This is a genomic window from Pseudomonas sp. MPFS, from assembly GCF_022537035.1.
Lineage (GTDB): Bacteria > Pseudomonadota > Gammaproteobacteria > Pseudomonadales > Pseudomonadaceae > Aquipseudomonas > Aquipseudomonas sessilinigenes.
Genome location: NZ_CP066123.1, coordinates 3,521,716 through 3,545,396, shown reverse-complemented (window position 1 = coordinate 3,545,396; position 23,681 = coordinate 3,521,716). Strand labels below are relative to the sequence as shown.

The window sequence follows — 23,681 nt, the reverse complement described above, 5'->3', positions numbered from 1 at the left end:
ACACCCTCGACGTACTCAAGGATCAACTCCTCCCCAACGTCCCATCCCAGCCCATCGAGCAACGCGGACGGCAGCTTGATTCGGCTGCTCATCAGTAGCGGTACTCTTGCGGCGAAAAACGCCCCTTGGGACCAAACAGCAACATGGCCGTAAGTCTTTCCAAGTAGGCCGCCGCTTCCCTGGGAGCATACTGCGCGAAATATACCCGCTGCGCCGCAGGCAGCGTAGCGCGGTGCGCGAGGCACGCCTTCACCATCTCTGTCAGCACATAGCCGCGGACGTCATAACGTGCATCCACGGCGCGCAGGACGGTGTCATAGCATGCGTAAAAAGTCGATTGCGGACTGACCTGCCGTTGGGTATCGCTACTCATCCCTGGCTCCCGGCCTGCCAAGAGGCCAGAAACTGCAACACCTGATCGACTTGTCCCTGACTGACCAACTGCTCCGCAGTCTGCTGGTCGAAGGTTGGTAATGGCTCGAAGCGAAACCAAGTGATCGCCGGCTGGATGGCAATCCCGTTCTCGGCTACCGCCAAGACCACCCGAAGGGCATCTGCGATAAACCGCTGCGCCGCTTCGACATCTGATGTTCTAGCCGCATCTGGTTGGCTGCGACGATAGACTGCGACCTGGTCAGCAAGCACGACAGGTCTGAGGCCAAAAATCTCGACGTAGCGCTCAACTGAGTAGGGTGCGCCGTTCGCGGTACAAAGGTAGTCGATTAACTCGGCGGTCGATAGCGCCGCTGCTTGGGGTGCCCCCTGATTCATGGCTCATTCCTCCCACTACGTTTCACACTACAGCATGCCCGCAAACCGGCGCCGGGCAAAGCCCCTCTTGGTCGCCGGATCCGCCTACGTGGACGCACCGTTTTCCGACCCATCAAGCGGCCTTCATGCCTCCTCAGCGCCGTACTTACTGATGTAGCCGCGTCGGTCCAAGTACAAAGCGTCGACGCTCAGTTGCGCTTGTTAGTTGAACGCCGCGGGCGACTGGCCAGCACCTCAATTCGGGCTTCGGCCGCCACCGCACGTTCACGAGCTTCGGCCAAATCCTCTCGGGCAGCCTGCAAGGCGGCCTCTAGGCGACTGATGTATTCACCCGCCTCGCTAGCGCGTTGCTGGACCTGCGTCAACTGCGCGCCGAGCAATTGCCCCTGGCTACGTGCCGCCTGCAACTGGTCACGGGTGTCTGTTAGGACAAGCTGATGCTCCTCCATGCCGCGCTGGGCAATGCTGAGCCGGCCTTGGGCGTCCTTAAGTTGTGCGCCCAGTGCTTTGCTCTCCTCCCGGGCTCGATCGATCTCGCGATAGGCGCGGTCTTCGACGTCGCGGGTGTAGCGCTGCTGCTCGCTACGCGCTTGCTCAGCCTGCTTACGGCTTTCCTGCAACAGATGGTCGACTTCGGTCAATTGCGTACGCGCCTCGTCACGCTGCGCTTGCAGTTCATCGCGCTGGTTGCGCAGGTCGTCGATCTGGGCCTGGCGTTGGGTCAGTAACTGTTCCAAGTCAGCCAGACGGACTTCTGCGCCCTGCCTCGCTGCCACAGCTTCCACCGTCTGCTGACGGGCCTGTGCGACTTCCAGACGCGCGCGAGCCTCCAGCTCGGCCAGCGCCTCGCGCTCTTCTAATAGCACTTGACGCTGGCCGGCCAACGCCTGCTCCGCCACGCCCTGGGCCAAGGTGGTCGCCTGCTGCCAAATAGCAACGAAGGCCTGCGCCACCTCCGCCGGCAATCCGGGTAGCCGGGTTTCGCCGCGCAGGCGCCCGGCCAGCTGTTCCCACCACTGATCGAGCAGCGCGCCGACCCGCGCCGGGCTGCCGCGGCCGAGCGCCAGGCGCACGCGCTCCACCGTCGGCCGCTCACCACGGGCCAGCACCGCGTCCGCCGCCGCGAAAACGTCAGTTTCTGGTACGCCTACCGCCATGCCCTGCCCTCCGCCCCATTAGGTCTGATAATTAAATCTTATCCGACCTAATAGATTAGAAAGATAAAAAATACTACGTTGAACGTATTTAATAATACATAAAATCTGCAAGCCTGACTGGAAGCACTGTTATATCGGGATAGTTCTCCTCGGTACAAAAGCCTCAACGCGTCAGCGGGCGTGTCCGACATCCCCGAGGCCAGTACCTTAGCGCTCACGCGGAAGTCGCGATTCAGCTCACGGTGAGGCATCCTGAATCGCCATTTAGGTGCGCAGTGGCTGACCCCCCTCGCCGCTGGCGTTCCCCGATGCCACCCATGTTACGGCTGGCCCGGAAGGCCAAATATGGTGTCTGAGACGACTGGTGGACACCGGCATTTGCGTGGCACTTAAGGCGGCAGAAAGGGAAGCCGACACCGGAGAACTTTGCTTGCGTGGCGTCCCGCCATTGGGTACTGATTCACACCCTATGGCGGAGAGCTGATTCTTGAAAGGCGCTGAGCACGAAGCACGGAACCGGACAAAAGCAGGTGAACCAAGCAGACAAAACATCGAAGCTGCGATAGTCACGCGCTGAACTCACAAGCAAATACTCGCTGCAGGGAAAAGGGCCAGGCTTACATCCGCGGGGCGGTACCGATGTGCCGTCTGGGCCAACTCAGTGAGATAGATGGGCCATTTACCATTTCTACTGATCGCCAGCGATGCAGGTGCATTCATGATCGGCAGCCTGCTGGCATTAGATGTTGAACACCTGTTCCGGAGCGCAGGCTGTTTCCTGACCCGCCGAATGATTGAGGACGGCTATCGGTCTAACGCCCGTGGCAGCATGGCGCCCGCGGCTATGGCGTTCATGCGCGATCACGGGGTCCTGAAAGACATCTATACCGAGCGCGATGGAGATTCGCACAAGACAGCAAAAGGCAAGAAGCTCTCAGTTCGAACAGTGAAAGCCCCGGGCTTCGGCCCGAAAGGCATCCACCGCTTCGTACTGCCCTTCACCGTGTTCCTCAAGTTGAAAGACATCGGCGGGAACATCCTACCCACCTACAACGAGGAGTTTATCGATGTACCAATGACACCTGATCAGGCATCCGCCTACCAGAGCCTGGCCTCCAAGTTGACAGCAGAGCTTAGACAAGCCCTTGCACGGCGAGACATTACCCTTCTGGGCGTTGTCCTCAATGTACTGCTGGCCTGGCCAGACTTCTGCTTCCGATCGGAAATGGTCAAGCACCCACGCACTCGCGATACCCTGGCCTTCGTGCCGGCGATTTTCAACGACGAGCAACTGATGCCCAAGGAGCAGGCTTTGTTAAGCCTTTGCATCGAGGAGAAAACGAAAGGCCGCAAGGTCCTCGCCTACACCGTCTACAGCGGGACACGCGACACAACGTCCAGGCTGAAGAAGGTCCTCGATCAGGTCGACCGTGGCATCGATGTGCTGATCACCAACCCGGAGCTGGTCAAGACTGGGCTGGACCTGCTTGACTTTCCAATCATCGTGTTTCTGCAAACGGGATACAACGTCTACACCCTGCAGCAAGCAGCACGACGGTCCTGGCGCATCGGGCAGAAACATCCAGTGCGTGTGATTTTTTTGGGCTATGCCGGCAGCTCGCAGATTACCTGCCTACAGCTTATGGCCAAGAAGATCGCAGTAGCTCAAAGCACGTCAGGGGATGTGCCGGAATCAGGATTGGACTCTTTAAATCAAGATGGAGACTCGGTTGAAATGGCCCTGGCCAGACAACTAATTACTTTACTGCATAAGTTAAGCCACCTTCGGGTGGCTTTTTTATCCATTCGAAAATTTAAATTTTAAATGCTAATTACTCTCTCTTTTCAGGAGCAGTACCACGACAATGAGAACGAGTTTCACTACAAGCAGTACCGGCACCGCTTATGGGCCGTTCGAATGACCGTCACAGACATGAACTCTCACGCCGAAGTTGAACTGGTTACGCTGATTTAATAGCAGGATCATAAAATTGCGCTTGCTTTCTTGACTACTGATAAATTCCTGCTAAGAGGCGGCTCTGTATTCCGAACTAGATAGTTACTCGCTGACCTTCAATATTATGTTGACAGACATTGGAGGGAGGTATAAAAACATCCCGCAGCATGGAGCCGAGCCAGAAGTATCTGGATGACCAGGGAGAAGGTATCTCAAGACGCGCCCACGTCATTCAAGATTGGCCTCAATTTCAATATATATGTTGAGGTAGTAGCCTTGGAGATTCAACAGGCGTTCACTCTTCGTGAAAACGAAGTCGCACGAGACCACGGTCAAAGCGATATTATTTACACTGAAATCGCGTCGGCGGTGGTTCGCCATAATGCCATCAAAGAGCTTGATCGTTTTGGCGAGATTCTGGCCAGCCGACCGCTTGATCATGAAGGCTTGGCAACTTTCTTTGGGACAGTTTGGGCATTTTTCAAAGACGTTCCCTCTGGCATCATTGCTCTGGCTGCTCGTATTACTGACGAGTTACTGGCCGAAGACACCTGGAACGCAACTGCAAAAGCTGCATACGTGCTCTACGCATCTGTTGACGAGTTCGGACTGCACCAACATCAGCGACACATGCTACCTACTCATCACCAAATGTTCCGGGAGCTGACTGAACATCTTGGGCTGAGTCATCAAGACCTGCACAATCCAGTTTTCGTCTTGCCTGAAGGGGTCGCCATGGGCGATGCAACGCATCGTCTCTATCGTTCTGATCAACTCGGTGAGGCGCTGGGATTCCATCTCGCATCCGAGATGACGTCATCCCGTGAGTTCCAATATTTCTTGGCTGGCTTCCAGAAGTACGCCAATGAATATGGGCTTAAAGACGAGGACGACCCGGTTCTGGCCTTCTTCGCCGTACACTGCGAGGTTGAACCGATGCATGTCTCCACTGGGCGGGACGTTTTGGTGTCGTTCCTGAATCGTGACGAGCGCATTGGCAAACAGGCATTGCGCGGAGCCATGGCCTTCATGGATGGCTTCGAACGCATGTTCGCCGCCTTGAATCGTAAGCTGAGTCACAGTATTCAGTAATTGCGCCAAGGGCGTAGGCCTCGCCCGCGCCCTTTTACATGGAGAGTAATCATGGTTAGCAAAGAATATGAGTGCAATTTCTGCCATTATGTTTATTCGGAAGAACAAGGCGAGGAGACAGAAGGGATAGTTCCAGGGACACAGTGGGAAGACCTGCCTGAAGACTTTAAATGCCCCCACTGCCGAGCAAAGAAGAAAAACTTCTCAGAACGGACGCTCTGACGTGCTGCCCGCAAGTGCCCTCAAAGCCTTTCTCTTTGGTATTACACTTTCCATTGCCGTAGGACCGATAGCATTAATAATCATTCGAAACGGTATTCAGCATGGCAGAGCCGTTGCAATAAAAAGTGCGTTAGGGGCTGCGTTTGGCGATCTTTTATTTAGCGCCTTCGCGTTTGCAGGTGCAAGCTTAATAGTAGGATTTTTATCCAGCCATCAAAAGTTCCTGAGCGCCGCTTCCGCGCTAATTTTAATTCTATTCGGACTATACATAATATATGGCGAGTTCAAGGCCAAGACTGATGGTGGCGGCTCATCAAAAAATATTGGTTTTACAGCCACACTTATGTTAACAATTTCGAATCCATTAACTATTCTGGCCATTTCAGCATTTGCAACTCAAATTGACGAGCGAACAACAGTTCCCCTTGTGATCTCGTGCCTTAGTTTGTTTGCAGGTAGCTTATTGATTCAATGTTTGTATGCATTGGGCGGTACCATATTAAAAACATTAATCGCCAACAATAGCCATATCAGAATTCTTGGGATTTTCAGTGGCTTGGGTATCACGATGTTCGGCTTCGCCGAGGCTGTTTTTTTATGGAAATAGTATTCCCCTTAATATTTTCTATACCAAAAAATACAGCTTTTTAAATTTCAAAACTTAACCTCCATGCACCCTACTATCGACATCAAGAGAGGGGCCTATGCTCGTTGAACACCGCTCCTTGGTCGTCGGGCTTTGCCTACTGTTCGCGCATAACATGCTCACCGGCTGGCAGGATGTATACCGCGCCGTTGCATTCCGGAAGCTAGACGTATTTTTCCTGACTTTCATCGCTTTCTTGATTGTCATCGCGACTTTCGAGGTGTGTTTCAGGATAAGTGGAGGTGAATCCCGGCTGCGATGGAGGACGGTCATCTCGCTTAACCTCTGGACCGCCGGAAGCTGGGGGGCGTTGTTCCTTTCAATCTGGCTCATCCCCCCAGCCCTCGCCGCGGCTATTGCAACCTCCCTCTGCCCAATATTCACTTACCTCGTAAACCGCCGACTGCGCCCGAGTTCGCCGGCTTCCCTTCGCGACATCGCTATATGCTTGGCTGCACTCGCAATCACTGCATTCTTATCTTGGGCGACAATCGCCTCAGATGCAGGGAAAGGAGCGAATGGCCTAGTTCTTTGGGGAATCTTCTTAGCCGTGGCAGCGGCGTTCTCGGATGCGTTCATGACCGTATCTATGAAGGCCTGTTATGACCGTAGGGTCTCAGGCTCCGAACTGCTCGCGCGGAGGTTCTATTTGCTGACTGGCTTGGCGTTCACGGGCGCGCTTGTGAGGGGAGCTTTCTCAGTGTCAACTGAAGAACTTATGAGCGGAGCCTCTCTCGCGTTTCTCGGTGTCATTCCTGCAACGCTCCTCCTGCAGAGAAGTCTTAAGCACATTGAGCCGGTACTTTTCGAAATTGTGCTCGCCACAGCACCGGCCTTTGTCCTCGCATTCCAGTTCACGCATTCCGCCCTTACCCCATCTACTCCAGCAATTGTGGGCGTCGTACTGGTCATCGGTTTGTCGCTAGTCCAGATCTATTACTCCTTCTTTGGTGCCCGCCATGCGTAGACTTGGAGTCATCGTTGATGCGTACTCAACCGGAAACAAACTCGCTAGGGAGTTCTCGGCCTACGGAGTCGAATGTTTCCACGTCCAGTCCAGGGACCCTATCTTGATTTTTGACGCGCCGTCCTTCGTGCCGGAGGACTTCGTCGGAAGTTTCGTGTACAGGGGAGATGTGGCCAAGCTGGCTGAGGACATCGGGAAGCTCTCGCCGTCGTTTGTAATAGCCGGCTGCGAGTCGGGCGTCCCTCTCGCCGACGCGCTATCGGAAGTCCTCAAGCTGCCTTCGAATGGAACGCCTATGTCCAGCGCCCGACGAGATAAGTTCCTCATGCAGGCAGCCCTAAAGGACGCCGGCGTTGAGCATATTCGGTCGCTGCGAACGGCTTTGGCTGCAGAGGCGATCACATGGTGTGATCAGCACTGTGCATGGCCCTGTGTAGTGAAGCCGCTCGACAGCGCGGGATCTGATGGAGTCACCTTTTGCCATTCGCCAAATGAGGTCCGTGCGGCCTTCGCCTCCCTACTCGGTAGGGAAAATGCAATGGGGACAGTCAATACGCTGCTTATCGTGCAGGAAAGGTTGGTTGGCGAGCAGTACATAGTCAACACAGTCAGCCTTCAGGGGAGCCACTACGTCTCCGAGGTGTGGAAGGACGTTCGTCTTGACGTACCCGGGGCGTGCGCAGTTGGATGCTACGAGGAGCTACTCAAGTCCGCATCTCCAGAATCCACTGTTCTTGGTCGTTATGCCGGCTCCGTTCTCGACGCTCTCGAGATTCAGAACGGCCCTGCCCACTTAGAGATCATGCTTGTCGAAGGACGCGGTCCCGTGCTCATAGAGGTGGGGGCCCGCATGCAGGGATCCATCTGCGACTCCGTGGTTCTTTCAGCCCTCAATCATAGCCATGTGACGCTCACTGCGCTGTGCTACGCGGACCCGAATGGCTTTGCCAGCTATTCAAGTACGCCTTATCAGGTTCGGAAGCCGGTATTGGCGGCGATGCTTGTGTCCCCACGAAACCTTCGAGTGTCGGACTCTAGGTTCCCATCAGCGATCAGGGCTCTACCAAGTTATGCAGCGGACCAGGGACTGCCAATGTCTGGAACTTCCATCAAACGGACAATCGACATGGATACCTGCCCGGGAATCGTCTACCTGTCCCATGAGTCGGCCGAAGTGTTCCAAGCAGACTACGTTCGCCTCAGGGAATTGGAAGTGCAGATGTACGAGGAAGCTGTGGAGGAAGTAGATGTTTAGGATTGGTTGCGACCCCGACAATCCCCCCTACACGGAACTGTCAGCCGGTGTGTGGCGTGGGACTGAGTACGAGTTCATCACCTCATTGCTTTATGAGACCAGGCTGGAGTTCGAGATCGTCTCAGTCTCTTGGGGTGACATGTTTAATCAGTTGCGGCTTGGTAAGGTTGCTGCAATCTTTTCAAGCCTCTCGGCAACAGAAGAGCGGCAGCAAGAGTTCCTTTTCAGCGACGCCTATTTCGACTCCCCAGAGACGCTGATGGGATGGAAAGGTGTCGATCTGGAAAGTATCGAACTGGGGCGCTGCTCCTTGGCAGTGCTCGCGGGATCCAACCATGAGCGCTACGCGCGGGCATTCTTCCCAGAAGCGAATATCCGCCTTTTCAATAACTCAGTCGAGCTGCTTAATGCGCTCGAAAGTGCAACAGTCGACGTAGTCGTATCTGAGTTAAATGCGGCCCAACATTGGCTTCATGGTCAAGGCAAACGGGAGAAAATCCGAATTCTAGGAGAGCCGATAATCTGCCCGGAAATATTCGGTAATGGTTCTGCAGTAGCGGTCGGCAGGCCTTTCCCGGAACTGAGAGACTGGATTAACACTGCGCTGCGGGCACACCTGACCAGCCATCTGCAGGATTAGGTGCGTTGTAGAGAGTGGACCAGGGACACGAGTAATCGACTAGTGAACCCCAGAATTATGTGAACCAGCTATGTCAGGCCGTAGGCTGCTATGCGAACTCCAATGCTCCGATCTGATTGAGCATTTGCACCCAGCGCAGTAGTCCAGAGGCTTCAGTATTGTATGAGCCGCTCTCTGTCGGCCATGGCCACGCTGTGTAGTGGCCAGGTCCGATATAAATGCCTGGTCAAGTTGAATGCAAACAGGTGGTCAAGTAAGAGCGATTTCGCAACCATAACTAGCCGCAAGCCCAGCGCTATCCGATCTAGAAAGGCAAACCAGCGCCAACTGCTGGAGCCGGCGCAGGTGAGGCTCGCGGCGGTTCGATCGTGCCCTGCTGGCCTGGAGTGACAGCGCCGGTCGGAAGCGATCAGCTTGGACGTCGACGCAATCCGGATTGATAACCCCTTGCTTGCTCAAGAGGTGGCTGACTTCACACACGACTGCTTCGGCCCTTCCCGGGCGCGCCTCTTCATGCGTCAGCCGGATCTCGGGTCTATCACAAAGGCCCCCAAAACCCTGCAGGACCTCAACTGGATCGGTTCACGCTTCCTGCTGAACACATCTGGCTATTACGACACGGACTACTCCAAGACTCCTCGCACAGCATGGCCATACGACGCTAAGCGAGACGATGGGCTGCCCCTAAGCAATGCTGAATGTTATGGAACTGCGCGTAGTGATTCCGCTCGGCCGCTCGCTGCCCATGCACGCCGCTGCCAATGCTTTAGCCAGCATCTACCGCCAAGTCTCCTGATCATCCATTAGTTCTTGAGCAGAAAGCACTGCAGATGAGTGATCATGAACGGCAGAACTCGGCGAGGAATGGACAGTGGACAAAAACCTCCACAGGGCGTTAGCGTTGTCGTTCAACTCAGAGACTGTTCCATGGAAGTTATTGCCATCTACTCAAACGAACACCATCGAAGTCCCGTCATGGCTCTATGGGAAACCGTTTTCGGCTACGAAACTGCGCATAACACCCCCAGCCTTGCTATCGATAAGAAGCTAGCCGTTAACGACGATCTCTTTTTTGTCGCATTGGCAGGAAATGAGGTTCTTGGCACTGTTCTCGCGGGCTATGACGGCCATCGTGGCTGGCTGTACTCGGTTGCAGTTCATCCCGCCCATCGCCGAAAGGGCCTGGGAGCAAAACTTGTGCATCATGCTGAGAACGTGCTGACCGAGCGTGGTTGCATGAAGATCAATCTACAAATCGTCAGCACAAACGAGAGCGTCCAAACCTTCTATGAAGCTCTGGGCTACTCGACTGAACCGCGCATCAGTATGGGGAAAAAGATCGAGTCGAATATCCGGACGCCTAAAAACTAAAAAGTAGGTCTGGAGAATGTCAACTTCGGGTCGAAAGTAGCCGCCCACGATCGGCGGCTTTTGGCCGAAAGCAGTCATCCATAGCACCTGTTTGGCCGTTTAATGCCCATCAACGCAAGCAATTATCGTCCAACGGTTGCTTCTCACTGGTAGCCACTACCGACCAGTTATCACCTGAGAAACACTCGCCAATGTCATTTTGGACCAAACTGTTGAGCTATTGGGTGTCCACATCCCTGCCGTCGAGCATATAACTGACCTGAATACGTTTGTCGATATGATCGTCATGGAGCAGGACGTTCATTTAGGCGAGATTGCTCGTCAGATAGAGGGGGCTGATGACCAAGCAGCGTCGTTCTTTTTCCGCTGAATTCAAACGTGAGGCTTAAACTCTCATGCTTGATCAAGGCTGTAGCCCTCTGAGCGCATTGCGTCGCTGGGTTAACCAGCTCCAGCTGGAACGCAGCGGTATTACTCCGTAGACAAGTACGCTGATCCCCAAGCAGCAGAAGATTCAGGAGTTGGCTTGCAACTGCGTGAATTTTAAACTCTTTGGCTAGAGTCTCACCCGCTCACTTGATCTTGTTGGTCGCCAGATTTGCAACATCGCCTGGCAGTTATCCAAGATCATGGGCAACACTTGGTAGGAAGTGCTGCAGGCCACACCTTTGCCAAGCTTGGGGCATCCTGCTGACTTCTCCGAACGAATCGCCGCGTTTATCCGTACTCCGAATGTAGCCATTTCCTCCATTCCCTAGCAGCAGATGTGAGAGATAATGCGAACTGAGCGCCATCAGTTACTGCCAACAACTTTCAACCCATTCATTCGCTCACCTGGTGATATACGAACCCGGCATTGGTCCCTCCTCCCCTGACGAGCGCCAGCTGGATATTGAGATGGGCCATGGCTTCCAGATAGCGGGCGTTGTACAGGGGGCCAGCGATAACCGGGGCGAATCCGGCGCTGGCGGCCATCTCGGCGACAAGCGCATTGGCTTGTGCATCGTCCCCCGCGACGAACGCCGTGACAGGATGCCCGCCACGGTTCAGCCGGTCGCGAGTCATGATGTCGGCAAAGACGGTGTTGAAGGCTTTTACCAGCCTGGCGCCAGGCAGCAAGCCGGTGAGCACTTGCGCTGCAGAGCCAGCGGAGCCTAACGGAAGCGGCGACCAGTCATCCTCAAGCGCATTAGTTGCGTCCACCACGACCTTGCCCGCCAACAGCGGTGCTAGCCGTGGCAGTACCTCGGCGCAGGCCTGGTACAGGATGGCGATCACCACCACCTCGCCGTACGCGGCGGCTTCTTTCATCGAGACAACAGGGTAAGTGGTCTGCGGGCGAGCTCGCTCAGGGTGACGCACCCCAACCACCACAGCATGCCCTGCAGCCACCAGAAGCTGCGCTAGATTGCCAGCAAAGTTGCCACCACCAAGAAACGCGATCTTCATGATTCCGTACCTCGTGATTGATCCGTGACTCATCTTTCTGATACTGATCACGACCGTCAATTAGGCACCGCTGGGTAACCATGTCGAAGAAAATCGAGCTGCCGCCAGATGCATTCCTGAAAGTATGTCCATCGCGTGCAGTGCTGGCGCGGGTTGGACAGAAGTGGACGGTGTTGACGATGGTTGCCCTGCAGGAAACACCGATGCGATTCGGCGATATCCGGCGGCGCCTGCAAGGCGTCTCACAGAAGATGCTGACGCAAACGCTGCGCGCCATGGAGCGTGATGGCTTGATTGAGCGCTCTCTCTACGACGAACGCCCATTACGGGTGGAATACGCCTTGAGCCCACTGGGGCGCACCTTGCTGCCACTGGTCGTCGCCCTGAAAACCTGGGCGGAAGATGCGCTCAAGACAATCGAGGCCCACAACCGTGACTTCGACCGCAAGCCCCCTGACATTGGGCAAGTATCGCAAGGTTGAGGCCCGCGGCCTTGCGTTCGAACGCCGCAGATCGAAAAGCAAACGCGGCCAGTGGCAATGGCCCCTGACCGCGAAGCGCCTAGAGCGCCTGGACGGGATTCTTCACCGCGTCGGCAAAGGCCGTGGCCTCACCCCGCTCGCGCCAGGGTGCGATGTCGCGGTTGCGCGAGGCCACAGCCCCTTCCCACAGTTGATAGGCGTCCTCGCCGAGCAGCAGGCGTAGCGGGGCCACCGCGCTGTCGACCATGTCGATGATCACCGCCGCACCTTTGACCGGGTCGCCCATCTGCCGGCCGTTCTGGCTGGCGTAGTACTCGGCCATGCCGGCGTCCAGCGCGGCGTAGTCGGCGATCTCGCCCTCGGCCTTCATCGCGGCGCTGCCAGCGAAGCCGGTGCGGAATGCGCCGGGCTCGATCAACGTCACGCGAATCCCCAGCGGCTTGACCTCATGGTGCAAGGCTTCGCTGAAGCCCTCCAGGGCGAACTTGGAGGCGTTGTACAAGCCGCTGCCCGGAAAGGCCACCAGGCCGGCGATGCTGGTCAGGTTGAGAATGTGCCCCGAGCGCTGCGCGCGCAGCTGCGGCAGCACCTCACGCGACAGCTCGGCGGCAGCGAAGAAGTTCAGTTCCATCTGCGCCCGGATCTGCTCGGAGGTGAATTCCTCCAGCGCGCCATAGGAGCCGGCGCCGGCGATGTTGGCCAGCACGTCGATGCGCCCGAAGGCGTCCAGGGCGGTACGCAAGGCGGCTGCACGCGATCGGGCATCCGTGACATCCATGGCCAGCGCCAGGGCGCGTTCGCCATGGGGCGCGGCAATGGTCTGCAGCGATTGCAGGCCTCGGGCAGTGAGTACCGCCTTGTCGCCCTTGGACAGCACCGCCTCGGCCAGTGCACGGCCCAGGCCGGACGATGCCCCGGTAATAAACCAGATTTTGCTCATGACATAACTCCTCGAAGTCTGAAGCTCAATACGAAAAACAGATCTTAATCTCAGGGATTCAGGACTTCCCATGCCTTAACGTGCGCAATCCTTTTTTGATCGTACGGGTGCAGCAAGGGCGACGCGCTCGGCAGTGGCCTTGTCCCAGTTGCCATAACGGGCCCCGGCGTTGTTGATCAGGATGTCGACACGCCGCTCACGCGCCACGCCTTGCGCAACGGCTCAGGCGAACGCGTCGACGCCAGTCAGCATTGCCGACAGCGCCCACAGGCGCTGGGCCTGTTCAGGGTCGATGGCAAAACTGCGCACCCCCGCTTTCGGTCGGCTGCGGGCTGTCATCGCGCTCGGCCACGTTGCAGTCTTCGCAATACAATCCGCCCTTGCCTTCGAGCACTGCTGAGGTGGCGGCCCACACCGTGGTCGCCGCACCTTGCGCTGCGGTCTTGAATGTCGGGTCGATGACCTCGCCTGCCTCGTTGAGCCAGCCCAGCGACATCATCTCGGTCATGTCCATGTGGCGTTGCAGCGGGGTGTAGATCTTGCCCGGGTGCACCGAGAACGAGCGCACGCCCTTGGCCTGCCCCAAGGAGTCCAGGTGCTTGGCGAACAGCGCGATGGCGGTCTTGGACTGCCCATAGGCCAGCCACTTGTCATAGCCGCTGGCGAACTGCACATCGTTCCAGCGCATGGGCGAATAGTGGTGGCCCATCGACGACAGCGAGACGATCCGCGCCCCCGGCGCAATGGCGGGCCACAGCAGGTTGATCAATGTGTAGTGGCCCAGGTGGTTGGTGCCGAACTGCGACTCCCAGCCCTCGCCTACCCGGCTTTGCGGGTTGGCCATCACCGCGGCGTTGCAGAGGACGAGGTCGGCCTGGCAGCCGCTGGCGACGAAACGTTCGGCGCAGGCGCGCACATTGGCCTGATCGGCCAGGTCCAGCCTGTCGACCTCGACATTCGCCAGGCCGGCCAGCGCCTGGGCGGCCGGCGTCGGATTGCGTGCCAACACCAGCACCTGTGCCCCTGCGCCGCTCAAGGCCCGGGTGGTTTCCAGGCCCAGGCCCGAATGCCCGCCGGTGATGATGACCCGCTTGCCGGACAGATCGATGCCGGCCAGCACTTCGCTGGCCGTACAGCGGCTGCCAAAACCCGTGTCCAGGGGCGTTTGTGGATCTGGCAAGGCCTTGCCCTCCTCCAGGCCCGAGGCTGCTGTGCTGATCATCAGAGTTGGATCTCCACCAGCTCGGCACCCTCGAAGGCGCTGTCTTCGCCACGCTCGCGCCAGGTGTTGAGGTCTTCCTGGCGCTTGCCGAGAGTCGCCTCCCAGATCGAATAGGCATCGCGCCCCAGCATCAGGCGTACCGGCGGTGAATCACTGGCCACCACCTCCAGCATGCGCTGCGCGGCCTTGATCGGGTCGCCCATCTGCTTGCCGGCGGAGGTCTCCAGGTAGGTTTCGAACGGTTCGATCATCGGCCGGTAGGCCTCGATGCGCTGCCGCGGACGCAGGTTCACATCGCCGGCGAACTCGGTGCGAAAAGCCCCCGGCTCCACCAGGGTCACGTGGATGCCCAGCGGCTTGGCCTCGATGGCCAGTGACTCGGTCCAGCCTTCGATGGCGAACTTGGCGGCGCAGTAGGGCCCTGCGGCGTTCATCGCCACCAGACCGGCGATGCTGCTGACGGTGAGGATGTTGCCCGCGCCCTGCTTGCGCATCTGCGGCAGGATGGCCCGGGTCATTTCTGCGGCGGCGAAGAAGTTCAGCTCCATCTGCTCGCGCAGTTGACCGAGGCTGAACTCCTCGCAGGCGCCGGCCACGCCACGTCCGGCCACATTGGCCAGCACGTCGATGCGCCCGAAACGTGCCAGGGTGTTGGCCACCGCAGCTTGCCGCGCGGCGGCATCGGTGATGTCCAGGGCCAGGGGCAGCACCTGGGCTTCGCGGCCTTGCGCCAGTGCTTGCAGGCGATCCTCGCGGCGGGCGGTAATGGCCACCCGATGGCCCGCAGCGATAACGGCTTCGGCCAGGGCCTTGCCCAGGCCCGAAGAGGCGCCAGTGATCAACCAGACACTGTTCGGCGTGTTCATTGCGTGTTCTCCAAAGGACGATGGCTGTGAAGATACGCCTTGAGTCACGAACGAGACATGCCGTAAGGTGCGCTTATCTTTGTTGATCGTACGGATTGGCCGCCATGGACCCTCTATCTGACGTGCTGTCGCTGCTGCAGCCGCGCAACCAGTTCTATGCCGGTTTCGACGCCGCAGGCGACTGGTCCTTCGATTTTCCCGCCCATGACGGCATCAAGTTCACTGCGGTGATCCGCGGCAGCTGCTGGGGCATCGCCGAGGGCCTGGAGCAGCCGATCCGCTTCGAAGAGGGAGACTGCTTCCTGCTCAACAGCGAGCGCCGCTTCATCCTCTCCTCCGACCCGCAGCTGCCGGCCGAAGGTGGCGAGCGCATCCTCGAAGCCGTGAGCCGCGATGGCATTGCCGTGCATAACGGTGGCGGCGAGGTCTTTCTTATCAGCGGTCGTTTCGCCTTTGCCGGTGATCATGCCGCGGTGCTGTTCGAGGCCCTTCCCGCCGTGATCAACATCCCCAAGGCCTCCAGCCAGGCGGGAGTATTGCGCTGGCTACTGGACCAGTGGGCGAGCGAGCTGCGCGATCCGCAACCCGGTGGCGCGCTGATGTCCACCCACCTGGCGCACCTGATGCTGGTGCAGGTACTGCGGCTGTACCTGCAAAGTGCCAATGAGCTGCCCAAGGGCTGGTTCCTTGCCCTCACCGACCGGCAGATCAGCCTGGCCGTCGCCGCCCTGCACGCCGAGCCCTCGCGGCCATGGTCCCTGGAGGAACTGGCCCGCATCGCCGGTGTTTCCCGCACGGTGTTCGCGCAGCGCTTCAAGGCACTGGTCGGCAACACCGCGATGGATTACCTGGCCCGTTGGCGCATGCTGATGGCCGCCAACCGGCTGCGCACCGGCAGCGACAACGTGTCCACCATTGCCTTTTCCCTGGGCTACGAGTCAGAGAGTTCGTTCAGTACCGCGTTCAAGCGCATCATGGCCGCCACGCCAAGCCAGTACCGTCGGCGGGCGATCGGCGCCGCCGCAGCCCCCTCCTCGGCCAATACCTAGGGTGATCAGGCGCTGGCCTGCACCCGGGTACGATTGCGTCCTTCGTTCTTGGCCTGGTACAGCGCCTGGTCGGCCAGGCTGACCCAGTGCTCCAGGGTGGCTTCGCTGTCGACCTGGACCATGCCAATGCTGACGGTCGACGCCAGCTCGCCACCGGGCACCGGCAATCGCTGCTGGCTCCAGAACTCACGCAGGCGTTCCAGCAAGGCCAAGGCCTGCTCGCTATTGGTCTGGGGCAGCAACAGTACGAACTCCTCACCGCCATAACGAGCAAACAGGTCCGTACGCCGTACCTGGCTTTCGCACACGGCACTGAAGGCCTTGAGCGCCTGGTCGCCCACCAGGTGGCCATGGCTGTCGTTGATGCGTTTGAAGTGGTCGATATCCAGCATCGCCAGGCACAGCGGACGTCCCTCACGGCGCCCCTGGGCCAGTTCGAACTGGGCTTGCTCGATAAAAGCCCGGCGGTTGAGAACACCGGTCAAGGCGTCTAGGGCGGCGGTCTGGCGCAGCTCCTGCTCCAGGGATTTGCGCTCGCTGACATCGCGAATCTCCGCCACGTGGGTGCCATCGTCGAGGGCCGCAACCGTCAGTTCGGCGGCGAACTGGCTGCCGTCGCTGCGCACCGCCACCCGATCCAGCGGCACGCCATCGAAGCGCCCCAGCTGTTGCTGCAGGTCTTCATCGGTTTCGAACAGGTGCTCCAGCGGGCGCTCGTGGTAGTAGTCGTTCTGGCAGCTGAACAGACGCTTGAGCATCGGATTGGCATCGACTATCCGACCGTCGCGCACGATCACCACGGCAGCACTGGTGATGTTCATCAGGCGCTCGAAGCGCACCGCGCTGCTCTGCGCCGCCAGCAGGAAGCGCCGCAGACTGAGCAGGGTCAGGCCGAACAGGCAGAGGATCCACAACGGATACACCACGTTGAAGGAAAACGTATCGACGGCCGACTCCAAGCCCTGCCGGTTCTGGACCTCGAACAGGCTGTCGAACCAACCCAGGACACCGCTGCCGAGTGCGCTCAAAGCCAGCAGGCCAAACATCAGCGCCGCGAAGATCCGCACGCTACGCAGCCGACGATCACCTGGCAGCCATAACAAGGCACGACAGGCCAGCCCACGGACGAAGGCGCTGATCAAGGCATACAGGGCAACCACTTCCCCAGTTGCCAGCGGCTCCACCAGCCAGTGCCACAGGAGCCAGGGCATGGCGCTCAGTACGGTGGCCGGTACCAGCCACCAGGGGGCAGGACGACCGAGGAAACGGAACACGCCGATAACCAGCACCGCCTCTCCCGAGGTCAGCAAGCCATGGCTGAACACGGTGTAGGGCAGCGAGGCGGAATGGCCGGGGTCCAGCGCCAGGTAATGGCCGAGCGTCGCCAAGAGCACGCCGAGGGTCCAGAGGCCGGGCCCCGGATAAGGTCGCGAGTAGTACCACAGGGCAAGGCAGATGATCGCACTGGCGATCAGGATATTGGTCCCCAGCAACTGGGGGGAAAACAATAGGGCATTCATGGCGATGGCGGGTCCGGAAATCGAAGGGGCCGATTACCGTGATGGCGGACAGCCGCCAGTGACGCCAGGGATACCCAAGGCGGCCGGAGCTTCTCGATGCACGGGGTCAAGGCAGGACAAGGCCCAGGCGCGATTGTGTCTGCAGGTGCGCCAGGTACTGCCTAGGGGTTTTCTGCCGTGCTCGTCCGAACTTTAGCCAGTTCGTGGAAAAATCCGCCCATTGGTCGCCACACAAGCGGGCGCCCCGGCAAGGCACATCCCTGTGCGTCGCCGAGGCGCCCGCTGGCTTACTGCGGAGTGTTCCAGCGAGTGCCCTCAACTGGCCCCTTGCCCTCGTGAGCGTCCCAAGCCTGATTGGTCAGGTAGGCAAAAATGGCCTTGAGATGATCATCGGTAAAGTCCGCAAAAGCAGGCATTCCACCGCCGCCCTTGGACAGCGCGCCTTGGCGCACCACCGTCTCGAAGAACTCGTAGTTCGGTGGCGGTACGTAGATGAGGTTGGGTACACGTCCGCCGGCCGAGTTACCGTGGATGCCATGGCACTCTATGCAGCCACTGGCCTCGAACAGCTGCTTGCCCATCGCTGCCGCTTCTTCAGGTTGTCGAGGGGTGACGGGAGCCGCGACTTTCTGCGCTTGTGCAAATGGCGGATATTCTTGCGTGCCACCGACCTTGAAGGCCAACAGCCGTGGCGGGGTTCTGGCCCTCAAGGCCGACGCCGCGTCCGAGTTCAGCGAGCCGGTAGCCGATGCTGTCCCGGTGCCGGTCGCCAGCAGCACGTACTGCTCGCCATCGAGCATGACGGTCGACGGCGCGGCTCGTACCGCGCCACCAATGTCATGACTCCACAAGGTCTTGCCCGTGGCATCGTCCAACACCTGGAAACGGCCATCGCCTGTGCCCTGGAAAACCAGGCCAGCAGAGGTATGCAGCAAGCCGCCATTGGTGGGTATCGGCAAACGCGAGCGCCATTTCACCGCATTCTTGCGCACATCCCAGGCAACGGTTTCACCGTAGGTTTCGTACTTGCCATCGGCGGAACGCTGAATGGGCTCGAACGACTGCCCACCCAGGGCAGAACTAGGATCATCCTTGACCAGGGTCGGCTGGGACATCGCCGGGATGAATACGGTCTGATCGTCCGGGTTGAACGCTATGGCTTCCCAGCCATGCGCCCCCAGGCCATTGGGAAGTTGCATGTAACTCTTGCTGGAGTTCAGCCAGTACTGGCCTTCGCGCCGCGTGACAGGTCGGCCATTGGCATCCAGCCCGGAGGCCCACTCCATCGGCATATAGGCGCCGCCGGAAATGAACCGGCCCGTTTTCGCATCCAGTGCATAGGCGAAGCCGCCCTTGGGTACGCTGAGTACCGCCCTCCTGGATTGATCACCTACGGTAATGTTGGCGACCATGATGCCGACGCTGGATTCATAGTTCCAGGCATCCTGGGGTGTTTGCTTGAAGTGCCACTTGTACTCGCCGGTACTGGCATCCAGCGCCACGATGGAGTTGGTGAAAAGCTCATCGCCGGCATTCTCGCCACGTTTCGAAGGGTCGAAAGGTGCTGGCCCGCCTACCCCGATGTAAAGCTGATTGAGCTCCGGATCATAGGTCATGGCATCCCACGCGCTTCCGCAGCCATGGGACTTCGAGTACCAGTCCTTGCCCCAGGTCTTGGCCGCGTTCTCATACAGCGCCGATTGAGGCTTGGAGGGATCATCAGGCACCGTGTAGAAGCGCCAGCGGTGGTCCCCGTTCTTCGCTTCGAATGCGTCTACATAGCCCCGTGTCGTTCCTGTATCGAGACAGGCATTGCCGATAAAGACCAAGCCATTGCCCACGCGTGGCGCAGCGGTGATGGCGTACATGTCTTTCGAGTTGCAAGACGTGGCTTCCCACACTTTCTTGCCGGAATGCTGGTCGACGGCGATCAGGCGGCAGTCACCCGAGGCGATAATCACATTGCTGCCGCTCAGTGCCACACCTCGGTTGAAACGGCGTCCCCAGTAGCCCGCGAAAGATGAGCCCTGTTGCGCGTTGTCGTCCTTGAAACTCCAGATCAGCTTGCCGGTTTTCACCTCGTTGGCAATGATCTGGCCGTTGGGCGCTCCTTGAAAAACGATGCCATCCTTGACCAATGGGTTGCCAACCAAACCGTCACTGACAGGTAACTCCACCCACCAGGCCAACCCCAGGGAACCGATATTTTCCTTGTTGATCACCTTCAAGTCCGAGGTGTGCTGCATTTCACTGGAGTTTCCAAGAAACTCCCAGTCCGTATTGGTTTTTTGAGTTGACTGATCGCCTATTCCGCAACCAGCAAGAGAAAACATCAGTGATGTTAAAATTATAGGCCTCATATTTTCCTCTATTTTGTCAACACCAAGGCATGAAACAATCGTTGCACTATCAGTCAGCGGGTAACTGACTCGCTGAAAACTCGACAACTATTGCAACTGTGACTAAGCAACGTCCGTTCAGAGAAACGGCCAATTTCCCCAGTCGTTTGCGGCGCTTTGTTCGACTGACTTGGTCAATTGATCAGATTTCATGCCGATCATTTGATCAGCAATGGACGCTTCACGCCACATCTTTTTTTTGCCTTTAAAATCAATCAAATATAGAGGTTTTCCAGGTCCTTCTGCGTAGTCGATGGCAGTCTTCCCCCCCCCTGCCTCTGTGCGCTTGTGGTGTGTCTCGCTGACCGCGGTACAGAGAGTGAAATGGCGGCCTGGTGCTCCCCTCCTCGCGCTTTCCGTTGTTTTTTGCAAATGGCGCAAGATCAACCCCGCTGCGAGTTGTAACTAACGGAGTGAATCAAGTTGAACTGGGCTTGTTTGAGCCTGGCCAGTTGCTGTCGATCCACAGGGATGAACCATCAAGGAAAGTCTGGCGCAGAGAGTGATGAGGCGTGCCGGAAGTTGCTGGCCAGTGCCCCATGAAGATGGACCGACAGGTCGTTTCAGCAAGTTGCTGCAACGACCAGAAGAGAGGGTTTCTGCAGGCCCCCAATAGGCTGCGACTTGAAGACCTGAGAAGTTATTTCAATCAGGCAGGAAGTTCATATCAGAAGTGAAGCACCAGTCAGAAGCAAACCAATGATCAGAAAGATTGTAGTCAGCCGCGTACTGACTCTGGGAGTTGGTTGATGCTCAACGATTTTGCCGATGGCGAAATACAACCGGTCAATTATCTGTTGTTCGTCGAGGCCTTTTGAATCAAAGATCGAGTCAATTACAGATCCAGCATTGGGGAATGGGTCACGCAAGAACGGAGCGGCATCAAAAGCGCTTTGTTGCAAGGCTCTAGCCGAGAGCAAGGCGGACGCAACAAGTGCAGCAAGTGCCAGTACGGCACAGACCGCCTCTAGAATAGTGATCGTATCAAGGCTGGCGGCAGCGCTAAAACGCAGTACCGCGCCGTACAGGGTTATGACCCCCGCCAATGCACCAAGCGACAAGGTAAACATCAAGCGCAGATAGACAGTCACCAAACCTCTTGAAACCGAAACTTGCTCAAGATAGATCTTGACCAGCGTTTCTATCGTCAGGCGGCGAGCCTCGAATGCAAATCGACGCTCATCTGCTGGGGTTACGGGCAGCATGCAAAACTCCTCACGAACAAATGGCCCAGAACAGGGGGGAAAGACCTTGCCATGCCTGGCTCATGGCGCGTCCTCGTCAGCATGCAACGGGGTACTCCAGATCACCAGTTCCAGGGCGGCGGCAATTTGAATGCGGTAGTCCGCGAAGGGCACCGGCAGCAGATCCTGAGCTCGCTCAAGCCGTCGCAACAAAGTGTTGCGGTGCGTCCCAAGGGCTTCAGCGGTTTGAGTGATGTTGCAGCCATTGGCCAGAAACACATGCAGGGCACGCTGCAGAACCATGGACTCGGTCGCCAGCCGCCCTAGCGTAGTCACGACGAACTGCTTGGCCGCTCGTGCATCCTGGGTCATCAGGGACACCATCCGCACCTGATCGATGCTGGTTACAGCGGGTGCTCCCGCCAGCCGCCCGAGCAGTCGTTGTGTGCTTAGGGCCTCCAGATGCGAGCGCCGGAAGCCATTGAGCCCTGTACCTGGAGAGCCGATTGCCGCGCGTATCTTTGGAAACTGCTGAATCACGCCCTGCAGCATGTTCAGGTCCAAAGGCTTGGCCGCACTCGCCCAGACCCACAAGGTGGCCGGGCCGGCCAACACGATCAGCGGCGCCGCTGTCCCGGTAAGGCGCGCCAGGGCTCGCGCCATGTCTTCGAGCGGGCGGATCTCGGCATCCGGGATCTCGCTCCAGACCAGGTAGGCATAGTGTTTCTGAACAATGCTGTAGCCCAGCCGCCGGCTGAACAGTTCGGTGTCCACTTCCCTGCCGTCGAGCAAGCGGCTGACCAGGCTGCGCTTGTCGATAGGGTCGTCATGGGCCTGGGCGATCTTTTCTTCCAGAATGATCTGGGTAATCACCCGCATGTTGTTGTCGATGAACTCCGAGATCGAACGCGACGAAACTTCAAGCAACTCCTCAAGCAGCTTCGGGTCTTGCGTCAGGCTGAACACCATCTTCATCCAGAGTTCCCAGGCGGCGTTCTGTGTTGCTCTCGCAGCGTTGGTTAAGAGTTCGGACAACCCTCTGCGTGCAAGCTCTCTGGCGGTATCCACCATGTCCGCGGACACATAGGGTTCCACCGGCTCTCCAGGGCGTTGCATGTTGGCATTCGCCCAATGCAGCAACTCAGAGCGGTTGGCGCGCCGGCACGCGGCGAGGATCACCGGGTCTTCCAGCAGCTTTTCATCTTCCGGAGCAGAAAAAAGCGCCCGGTTCAGGCGTTCGAGCCACTCGGGTGGCAGGCTCTGGGTAATCTCCGCGCCTTTGCGCATAAGCTCGCGAACGGCTTCCGAGGGGCGCGGCCAGTGTGATGGAGGGCTGTTCATGTGGGGTGCAAATTAACCCAAAATATTAATAAAACAGGTGCATTTTGTACCTTGTTGAAAAGCTTCGGAAAAAATAGCATGAAGTCACTGCCTGAGCAAAAAAATCATAAGGAGGCACGCTGTTTCTCCAAGTTAGTTTTGAGTTTAGTGCAGTAGCAAGCTTGATACTTGACCGTTTATTGGCGCAAGCCGATGAGTTCTGCACGTCAACTATCTACATGCAAAACCTTCCTCATATTTGGAGTTTTCAAATGTCCAGCCAGCAAATTTCCGTCACAAGTTTGCCCGTTGTGAGCCGATCGACTTCGGCTCAGGAAATTGTTTCGCTCAGTGATCAGGCCGGTGCGGTCATCATTCGAAACTTCATGACTGCTGAACAAGTAGTGCAAATTAACAAGGAACTGGATGAGCCGCTTGCACTGCTCGAAGCAGGTTCCAAACATGAACACCCGCTGGTTGCAGAGTTCCATGGCTATCAGACCAAGAGGCTGACCAACCTGATTACCCATAGCCAGACCTTCCGTGAAGAAATCCTCGATGACGAGCTCTTTCACGAGATAGGTCAGGTCCTCTATGCATCGGAGTCGGGTGACTGGTGGCTGACTACCGCGCAACTGATAGAGATCGGGCCTGGCAACAAGGCGCAGATGCTGCACCGGGACATGGCCCAATATCACCCGTTTGTGGCCATGAACAAGGATGCACCCCGTGCCATTACCAACCTGATGTTGGCGCTGACAGATTTCACCGAGGAAAATGGTGCTACGCGGCTGATTCCGGGAAGCCAGCACTGGGATGACTTCGAGGATGTGGGCTCGCCGGAAATGACCATCCCTGCCGAGCTCAAGGTAGGTGACGCGGTGCTGTTCGGCGGCAAGGTGGTACACGGTGGCGGCGCCAACGTAACGACGGATCAGTACCGCCGCGGGCTGACGATTCCGCTGCAGGCGTCGATCCTCACTCCCGAGGAAGCCTATCCGCTGATCGTTCCTCTTGAGGTGGTCAGAACTCTTTCTCCGCGTGTTCAAAAGATCATCGGTTTCCGTTCGCAGTATCCCAATGCCAGCCCGGGTCTCTGGCAACATAATTACGCCGACTTGGCGGACTATCTCAAACTCTGACTGCTGTAACGGGTTCGAGGGGAAGGCAGA

General features: G+C 57.9%; 22 protein-coding genes and 4 pseudogenes. 14 read left to right on the top strand and 12 right to left on the bottom strand.

Annotation, left to right across the window (positions count from 1 at the left end; all coding sequences use genetic code 11):
• Positions 1-91 precede the first annotated feature (91 nt).
• The 3 genes from I9018_RS16160 to I9018_RS16150 all read right to left on the bottom strand — a co-directional run bounded on the left by I9018_RS16160 (position 92) and on the right by I9018_RS16150 (position 1,928).
• A complete protein-coding gene (locus I9018_RS16160) occupies positions 92-373 on the bottom strand; it encodes a hypothetical protein (RefSeq protein ID WP_062574063.1) in 282 nt (93 codons plus the stop codon).
• Positions 370-771, bottom strand: coding sequence for a hypothetical protein (locus I9018_RS16155; RefSeq protein WP_062574062.1), 402 nt, complete (start codon positions 769-771; stop codon positions 370-372). Before I9018_RS16155 ends, I9018_RS16160 begins: the two co-directional genes overlap by 4 nt.
• 188 nt (positions 772-959) lie before the next feature.
• Positions 960-1,928, bottom strand: a complete 969-nt coding sequence (locus tag I9018_RS16150; protein WP_241110099.1) for a DNA-binding protein — start codon at positions 1,926-1,928, stop codon at positions 960-962.
• Positions 1,929-2,531: 603 nt separating this feature from the next.
• Between I9018_RS16150 and I9018_RS16145 the strand changes: the two are divergent.
• From I9018_RS16145 to I9018_RS16095, 11 genes and pseudogenes are all read left to right on the top strand, one after another.
• Positions 2,532-2,685, top strand: a pseudogene (locus tag I9018_RS16145) (2-deoxy-D-gluconate 3-dehydrogenase); the annotation flags it as partial.
• Positions 2,686-2,706: 21 nt separating this feature from the next.
• A pseudogene (locus I9018_RS16140) lies at positions 2,707-3,753 on the top strand (DEAD/DEAH box helicase); the annotation flags it as partial.
• Between the two features lie 324 nt (positions 3,754-4,077).
• Positions 4,078-4,977, top strand: a complete 900-nt coding sequence (locus I9018_RS16135; protein ID WP_241107762.1) for an iron-containing redox enzyme family protein — start codon at positions 4,078-4,080, stop codon at positions 4,975-4,977.
• 51 nt (positions 4,978-5,028) lie between these two features.
• The gene (locus tag I9018_RS16130) at positions 5,029-5,199 is read left to right on the top strand and encodes a rubredoxin (RefSeq protein WP_241107333.1); all 171 of its coding nucleotides are present in this window, start codon (positions 5,029-5,031) and stop codon (positions 5,197-5,199) included.
• 1 nt (position 5,200) lies between these two features.
• On the top strand, positions 5,201-5,806 hold the full coding sequence (locus tag I9018_RS16125) for a LysE family transporter (protein ID WP_241107334.1): 606 nt from the start codon (positions 5,201-5,203) through the stop codon (positions 5,804-5,806).
• A 97-nt stretch (positions 5,807-5,903) separates the two neighbouring features.
• Complete coding sequence (locus tag I9018_RS16120; RefSeq protein WP_241110098.1) at positions 5,904-6,812, top strand: hypothetical protein; 909 nt, start codon at positions 5,904-5,906, stop codon at positions 6,810-6,812.
• Positions 6,805-8,067, top strand: a complete 1,263-nt coding sequence (locus tag I9018_RS16115) for an ATP-grasp domain-containing protein (protein ID WP_241110097.1) — start codon at positions 6,805-6,807, stop codon at positions 8,065-8,067. The genes I9018_RS16120 and I9018_RS16115 overlap by 8 nt, the downstream gene beginning before the upstream one ends.
• Entirely contained in the window at positions 8,060-8,707 is a 648-nt protein-coding gene (locus I9018_RS16110; RefSeq protein ID WP_241110096.1) for a transporter substrate-binding domain-containing protein, read from the top strand. Before I9018_RS16115 ends, I9018_RS16110 begins: the two co-directional genes overlap by 8 nt.
• 408 nt (positions 8,708-9,115) lie before the next feature.
• Positions 9,116-9,391 (top strand): annotated as a pseudogene (locus tag I9018_RS16105) (conjugal transfer protein TraG); the annotation flags it as partial.
• 243 nt (positions 9,392-9,634) lie between these two features.
• A complete protein-coding gene (locus tag I9018_RS16100) occupies positions 9,635-10,078 on the top strand; it encodes a GNAT family acetyltransferase (protein WP_241110095.1) in 444 nt (147 codons plus the stop codon).
• 338 nt (positions 10,079-10,416) lie between these two features.
• Positions 10,417-10,557, top strand: a pseudogene (locus I9018_RS16095) (transposase); the annotation flags it as partial.
• A 343-nt stretch (positions 10,558-10,900) separates the two neighbouring features.
• Here I9018_RS16095 and I9018_RS16090 read toward each other — a convergent pair.
• Positions 10,901-11,527 carry an NAD(P)-binding domain-containing protein gene (locus tag I9018_RS16090; RefSeq protein ID WP_241110094.1) on the bottom strand — a complete coding sequence of 209 codons (627 nt, stop codon included), beginning with the start codon at positions 11,525-11,527 and terminating at the stop codon, positions 10,901-10,903.
• A gap of 80 nt (positions 11,528-11,607) precedes the next feature.
• Between I9018_RS16090 and I9018_RS16085 the strand changes: the two genes are divergently transcribed.
• On the top strand, positions 11,608-12,009 hold the full coding sequence (locus I9018_RS16085) for a helix-turn-helix domain-containing protein (protein ID WP_241110093.1): 402 nt from the start codon (positions 11,608-11,610) through the stop codon (positions 12,007-12,009).
• A gap of 79 nt (positions 12,010-12,088) precedes the next feature.
• Here I9018_RS16085 and I9018_RS16080 read toward each other — a convergent pair whose 3' ends face one another.
• The 3 genes from I9018_RS16080 to I9018_RS16070 all read right to left on the bottom strand — a co-directional run bounded on the left by I9018_RS16080 (position 12,089) and on the right by I9018_RS16070 (position 15,037).
• A complete protein-coding gene (locus I9018_RS16080) occupies positions 12,089-12,949 on the bottom strand; it encodes an oxidoreductase (RefSeq protein WP_241110092.1) in 861 nt (286 codons plus the stop codon).
• Between the two features lie 283 nt (positions 12,950-13,232).
• Positions 13,233-14,171, bottom strand: coding sequence for an oxidoreductase (locus I9018_RS16075; RefSeq protein WP_241110091.1), 939 nt, complete (start codon positions 14,169-14,171; stop codon positions 13,233-13,235).
• Entirely contained in the window at positions 14,171-15,037 is an 867-nt protein-coding gene (locus tag I9018_RS16070) for an oxidoreductase (protein ID WP_241110090.1), read from the bottom strand. The genes I9018_RS16075 and I9018_RS16070 overlap by 1 nt, the downstream gene beginning before the upstream one ends.
• 104 nt (positions 15,038-15,141) lie before the next feature.
• Between I9018_RS16070 and I9018_RS16065 the strand changes: the two genes are divergently transcribed.
• Positions 15,142-16,086 (top strand): AraC family transcriptional regulator, encoded by a 945-nt coding sequence (locus I9018_RS16065; RefSeq protein ID WP_241110089.1) that lies wholly within the window; start codon positions 15,142-15,144, stop codon positions 16,084-16,086.
• 5 nt (positions 16,087-16,091) lie between these two features.
• Here the strand turns inward: I9018_RS16065 and I9018_RS16060 are convergent, their stop codons facing one another.
• The 5 genes from I9018_RS16060 to I9018_RS16040 all read right to left on the bottom strand — a co-directional run bounded on the left by I9018_RS16060 (position 16,092) and on the right by I9018_RS16040 (position 22,530).
• Positions 16,092-17,606: a sensor domain-containing diguanylate cyclase gene (locus tag I9018_RS16060; protein WP_241110088.1), complete on the bottom strand. Its 1,515-nt coding sequence runs from the start codon at positions 17,604-17,606 to the stop codon at positions 16,092-16,094.
• A gap of 287 nt (positions 17,607-17,893) precedes the next feature.
• A complete protein-coding gene (locus I9018_RS16055; RefSeq protein ID WP_241110087.1) occupies positions 17,894-19,939 on the bottom strand; it encodes a PQQ-binding-like beta-propeller repeat protein in 2,046 nt (681 codons plus the stop codon).
• A gap of 144 nt (positions 19,940-20,083) precedes the next feature.
• Positions 20,084-20,386, bottom strand: a complete 303-nt coding sequence (locus tag I9018_RS16050; protein WP_241110086.1) for a hypothetical protein — start codon at positions 20,384-20,386, stop codon at positions 20,084-20,086.
• 281 nt (positions 20,387-20,667) lie between these two features.
• Positions 20,668-21,210, bottom strand: coding sequence for a hypothetical protein (locus I9018_RS16045; protein WP_241110085.1), 543 nt, complete (start codon positions 21,208-21,210; stop codon positions 20,668-20,670).
• 60 nt (positions 21,211-21,270) lie between these two features.
• Positions 21,271-22,530, bottom strand: a complete 1,260-nt coding sequence (locus I9018_RS16040) for a helix-turn-helix domain-containing protein (protein ID WP_241110084.1) — start codon at positions 22,528-22,530, stop codon at positions 21,271-21,273.
• Between the two features lie 251 nt (positions 22,531-22,781).
• Here I9018_RS16040 and I9018_RS16035 point away from each other — a divergent pair, with 251 nt between their 5' ends.
• A complete protein-coding gene (locus tag I9018_RS16035) occupies positions 22,782-23,651 on the top strand; it encodes a phytanoyl-CoA dioxygenase family protein (RefSeq protein ID WP_241110083.1) in 870 nt (289 codons plus the stop codon).
• Positions 23,652-23,681 lie beyond the last annotated feature (30 nt).

Coding starts and splice junctions, on each gene's coding strand:
- I9018_RS16115 (WP_241110097.1), top strand. CDS start 6,805: ATGCGTAGACTTGGAGTCATCGTTGATGCGTACTCAACCGGAAACAAA.
- I9018_RS16065 (WP_241110089.1), top strand. CDS start 15,142: ATGGACCCTCTATCTGACGTGCTGTCGCTGCTGCAGCCGCGCAACCAG.
- I9018_RS16045 (WP_241110085.1), bottom strand. CDS start 21,210: ATGCTGCCCGTAACCCCAGCAGATGAGCGTCGATTTGCATTCGAGGCT.
- I9018_RS16085 (WP_241110093.1), top strand. CDS start 11,608: ATGTCGAAGAAAATCGAGCTGCCGCCAGATGCATTCCTGAAAGTATGT.
- I9018_RS16155 (WP_062574062.1), bottom strand. CDS start 771: ATGAATCAGGGGGCACCCCAAGCAGCGGCGCTATCGACCGCCGAGTTA.
- I9018_RS16100 (WP_241110095.1), top strand. CDS start 9,635: ATGGAAGTTATTGCCATCTACTCAAACGAACACCATCGAAGTCCCGTC.
- I9018_RS16060 (WP_241110088.1), bottom strand. CDS start 17,606: ATGAATGCCCTATTGTTTTCCCCCCAGTTGCTGGGGACCAATATCCTG.
- I9018_RS16150 (WP_241110099.1), bottom strand. CDS start 1,928: ATGGCGGTAGGCGTACCAGAAACTGACGTTTTCGCGGCGGCGGACGCG.
- I9018_RS16080 (WP_241110092.1), bottom strand. CDS start 12,949: ATGAGCAAAATCTGGTTTATTACCGGGGCATCGTCCGGCCTGGGCCGT.
- I9018_RS16120 (WP_241110098.1), top strand. CDS start 5,904: ATGCTCGTTGAACACCGCTCCTTGGTCGTCGGGCTTTGCCTACTGTTC.
- I9018_RS16075 (WP_241110091.1), bottom strand. CDS start 14,171: ATGATCAGCACAGCAGCCTCGGGCCTGGAGGAGGGCAAGGCCTTGCCA.
- I9018_RS16055 (WP_241110087.1), bottom strand. CDS start 19,939: ATGTTTTCTCTTGCTGGTTGCGGAATAGGCGATCAGTCAACTCAAAAA.
- I9018_RS16040 (WP_241110084.1), bottom strand. CDS start 22,530: ATGAACAGCCCTCCATCACACTGGCCGCGCCCCTCGGAAGCCGTTCGC.
- I9018_RS16070 (WP_241110090.1), bottom strand. CDS start 15,037: ATGAACACGCCGAACAGTGTCTGGTTGATCACTGGCGCCTCTTCGGGC.
- I9018_RS16130 (WP_241107333.1), top strand. CDS start 5,029: ATGGTTAGCAAAGAATATGAGTGCAATTTCTGCCATTATGTTTATTCG.
- I9018_RS16090 (WP_241110094.1), bottom strand. CDS start 11,527: ATGAAGATCGCGTTTCTTGGTGGTGGCAACTTTGCTGGCAATCTAGCG.
- I9018_RS16035 (WP_241110083.1), top strand. CDS start 22,782: ATGTCCAGCCAGCAAATTTCCGTCACAAGTTTGCCCGTTGTGAGCCGA.
- I9018_RS16135 (WP_241107762.1), top strand. CDS start 4,078: ATGACCAGGGAGAAGGTATCTCAAGACGCGCCCACGTCATTCAAGATT.
- I9018_RS16160 (WP_062574063.1), bottom strand. CDS start 373: ATGAGTAGCGATACCCAACGGCAGGTCAGTCCGCAATCGACTTTTTAC.
- I9018_RS16110 (WP_241110096.1), top strand. CDS start 8,060: ATGTTTAGGATTGGTTGCGACCCCGACAATCCCCCCTACACGGAACTG.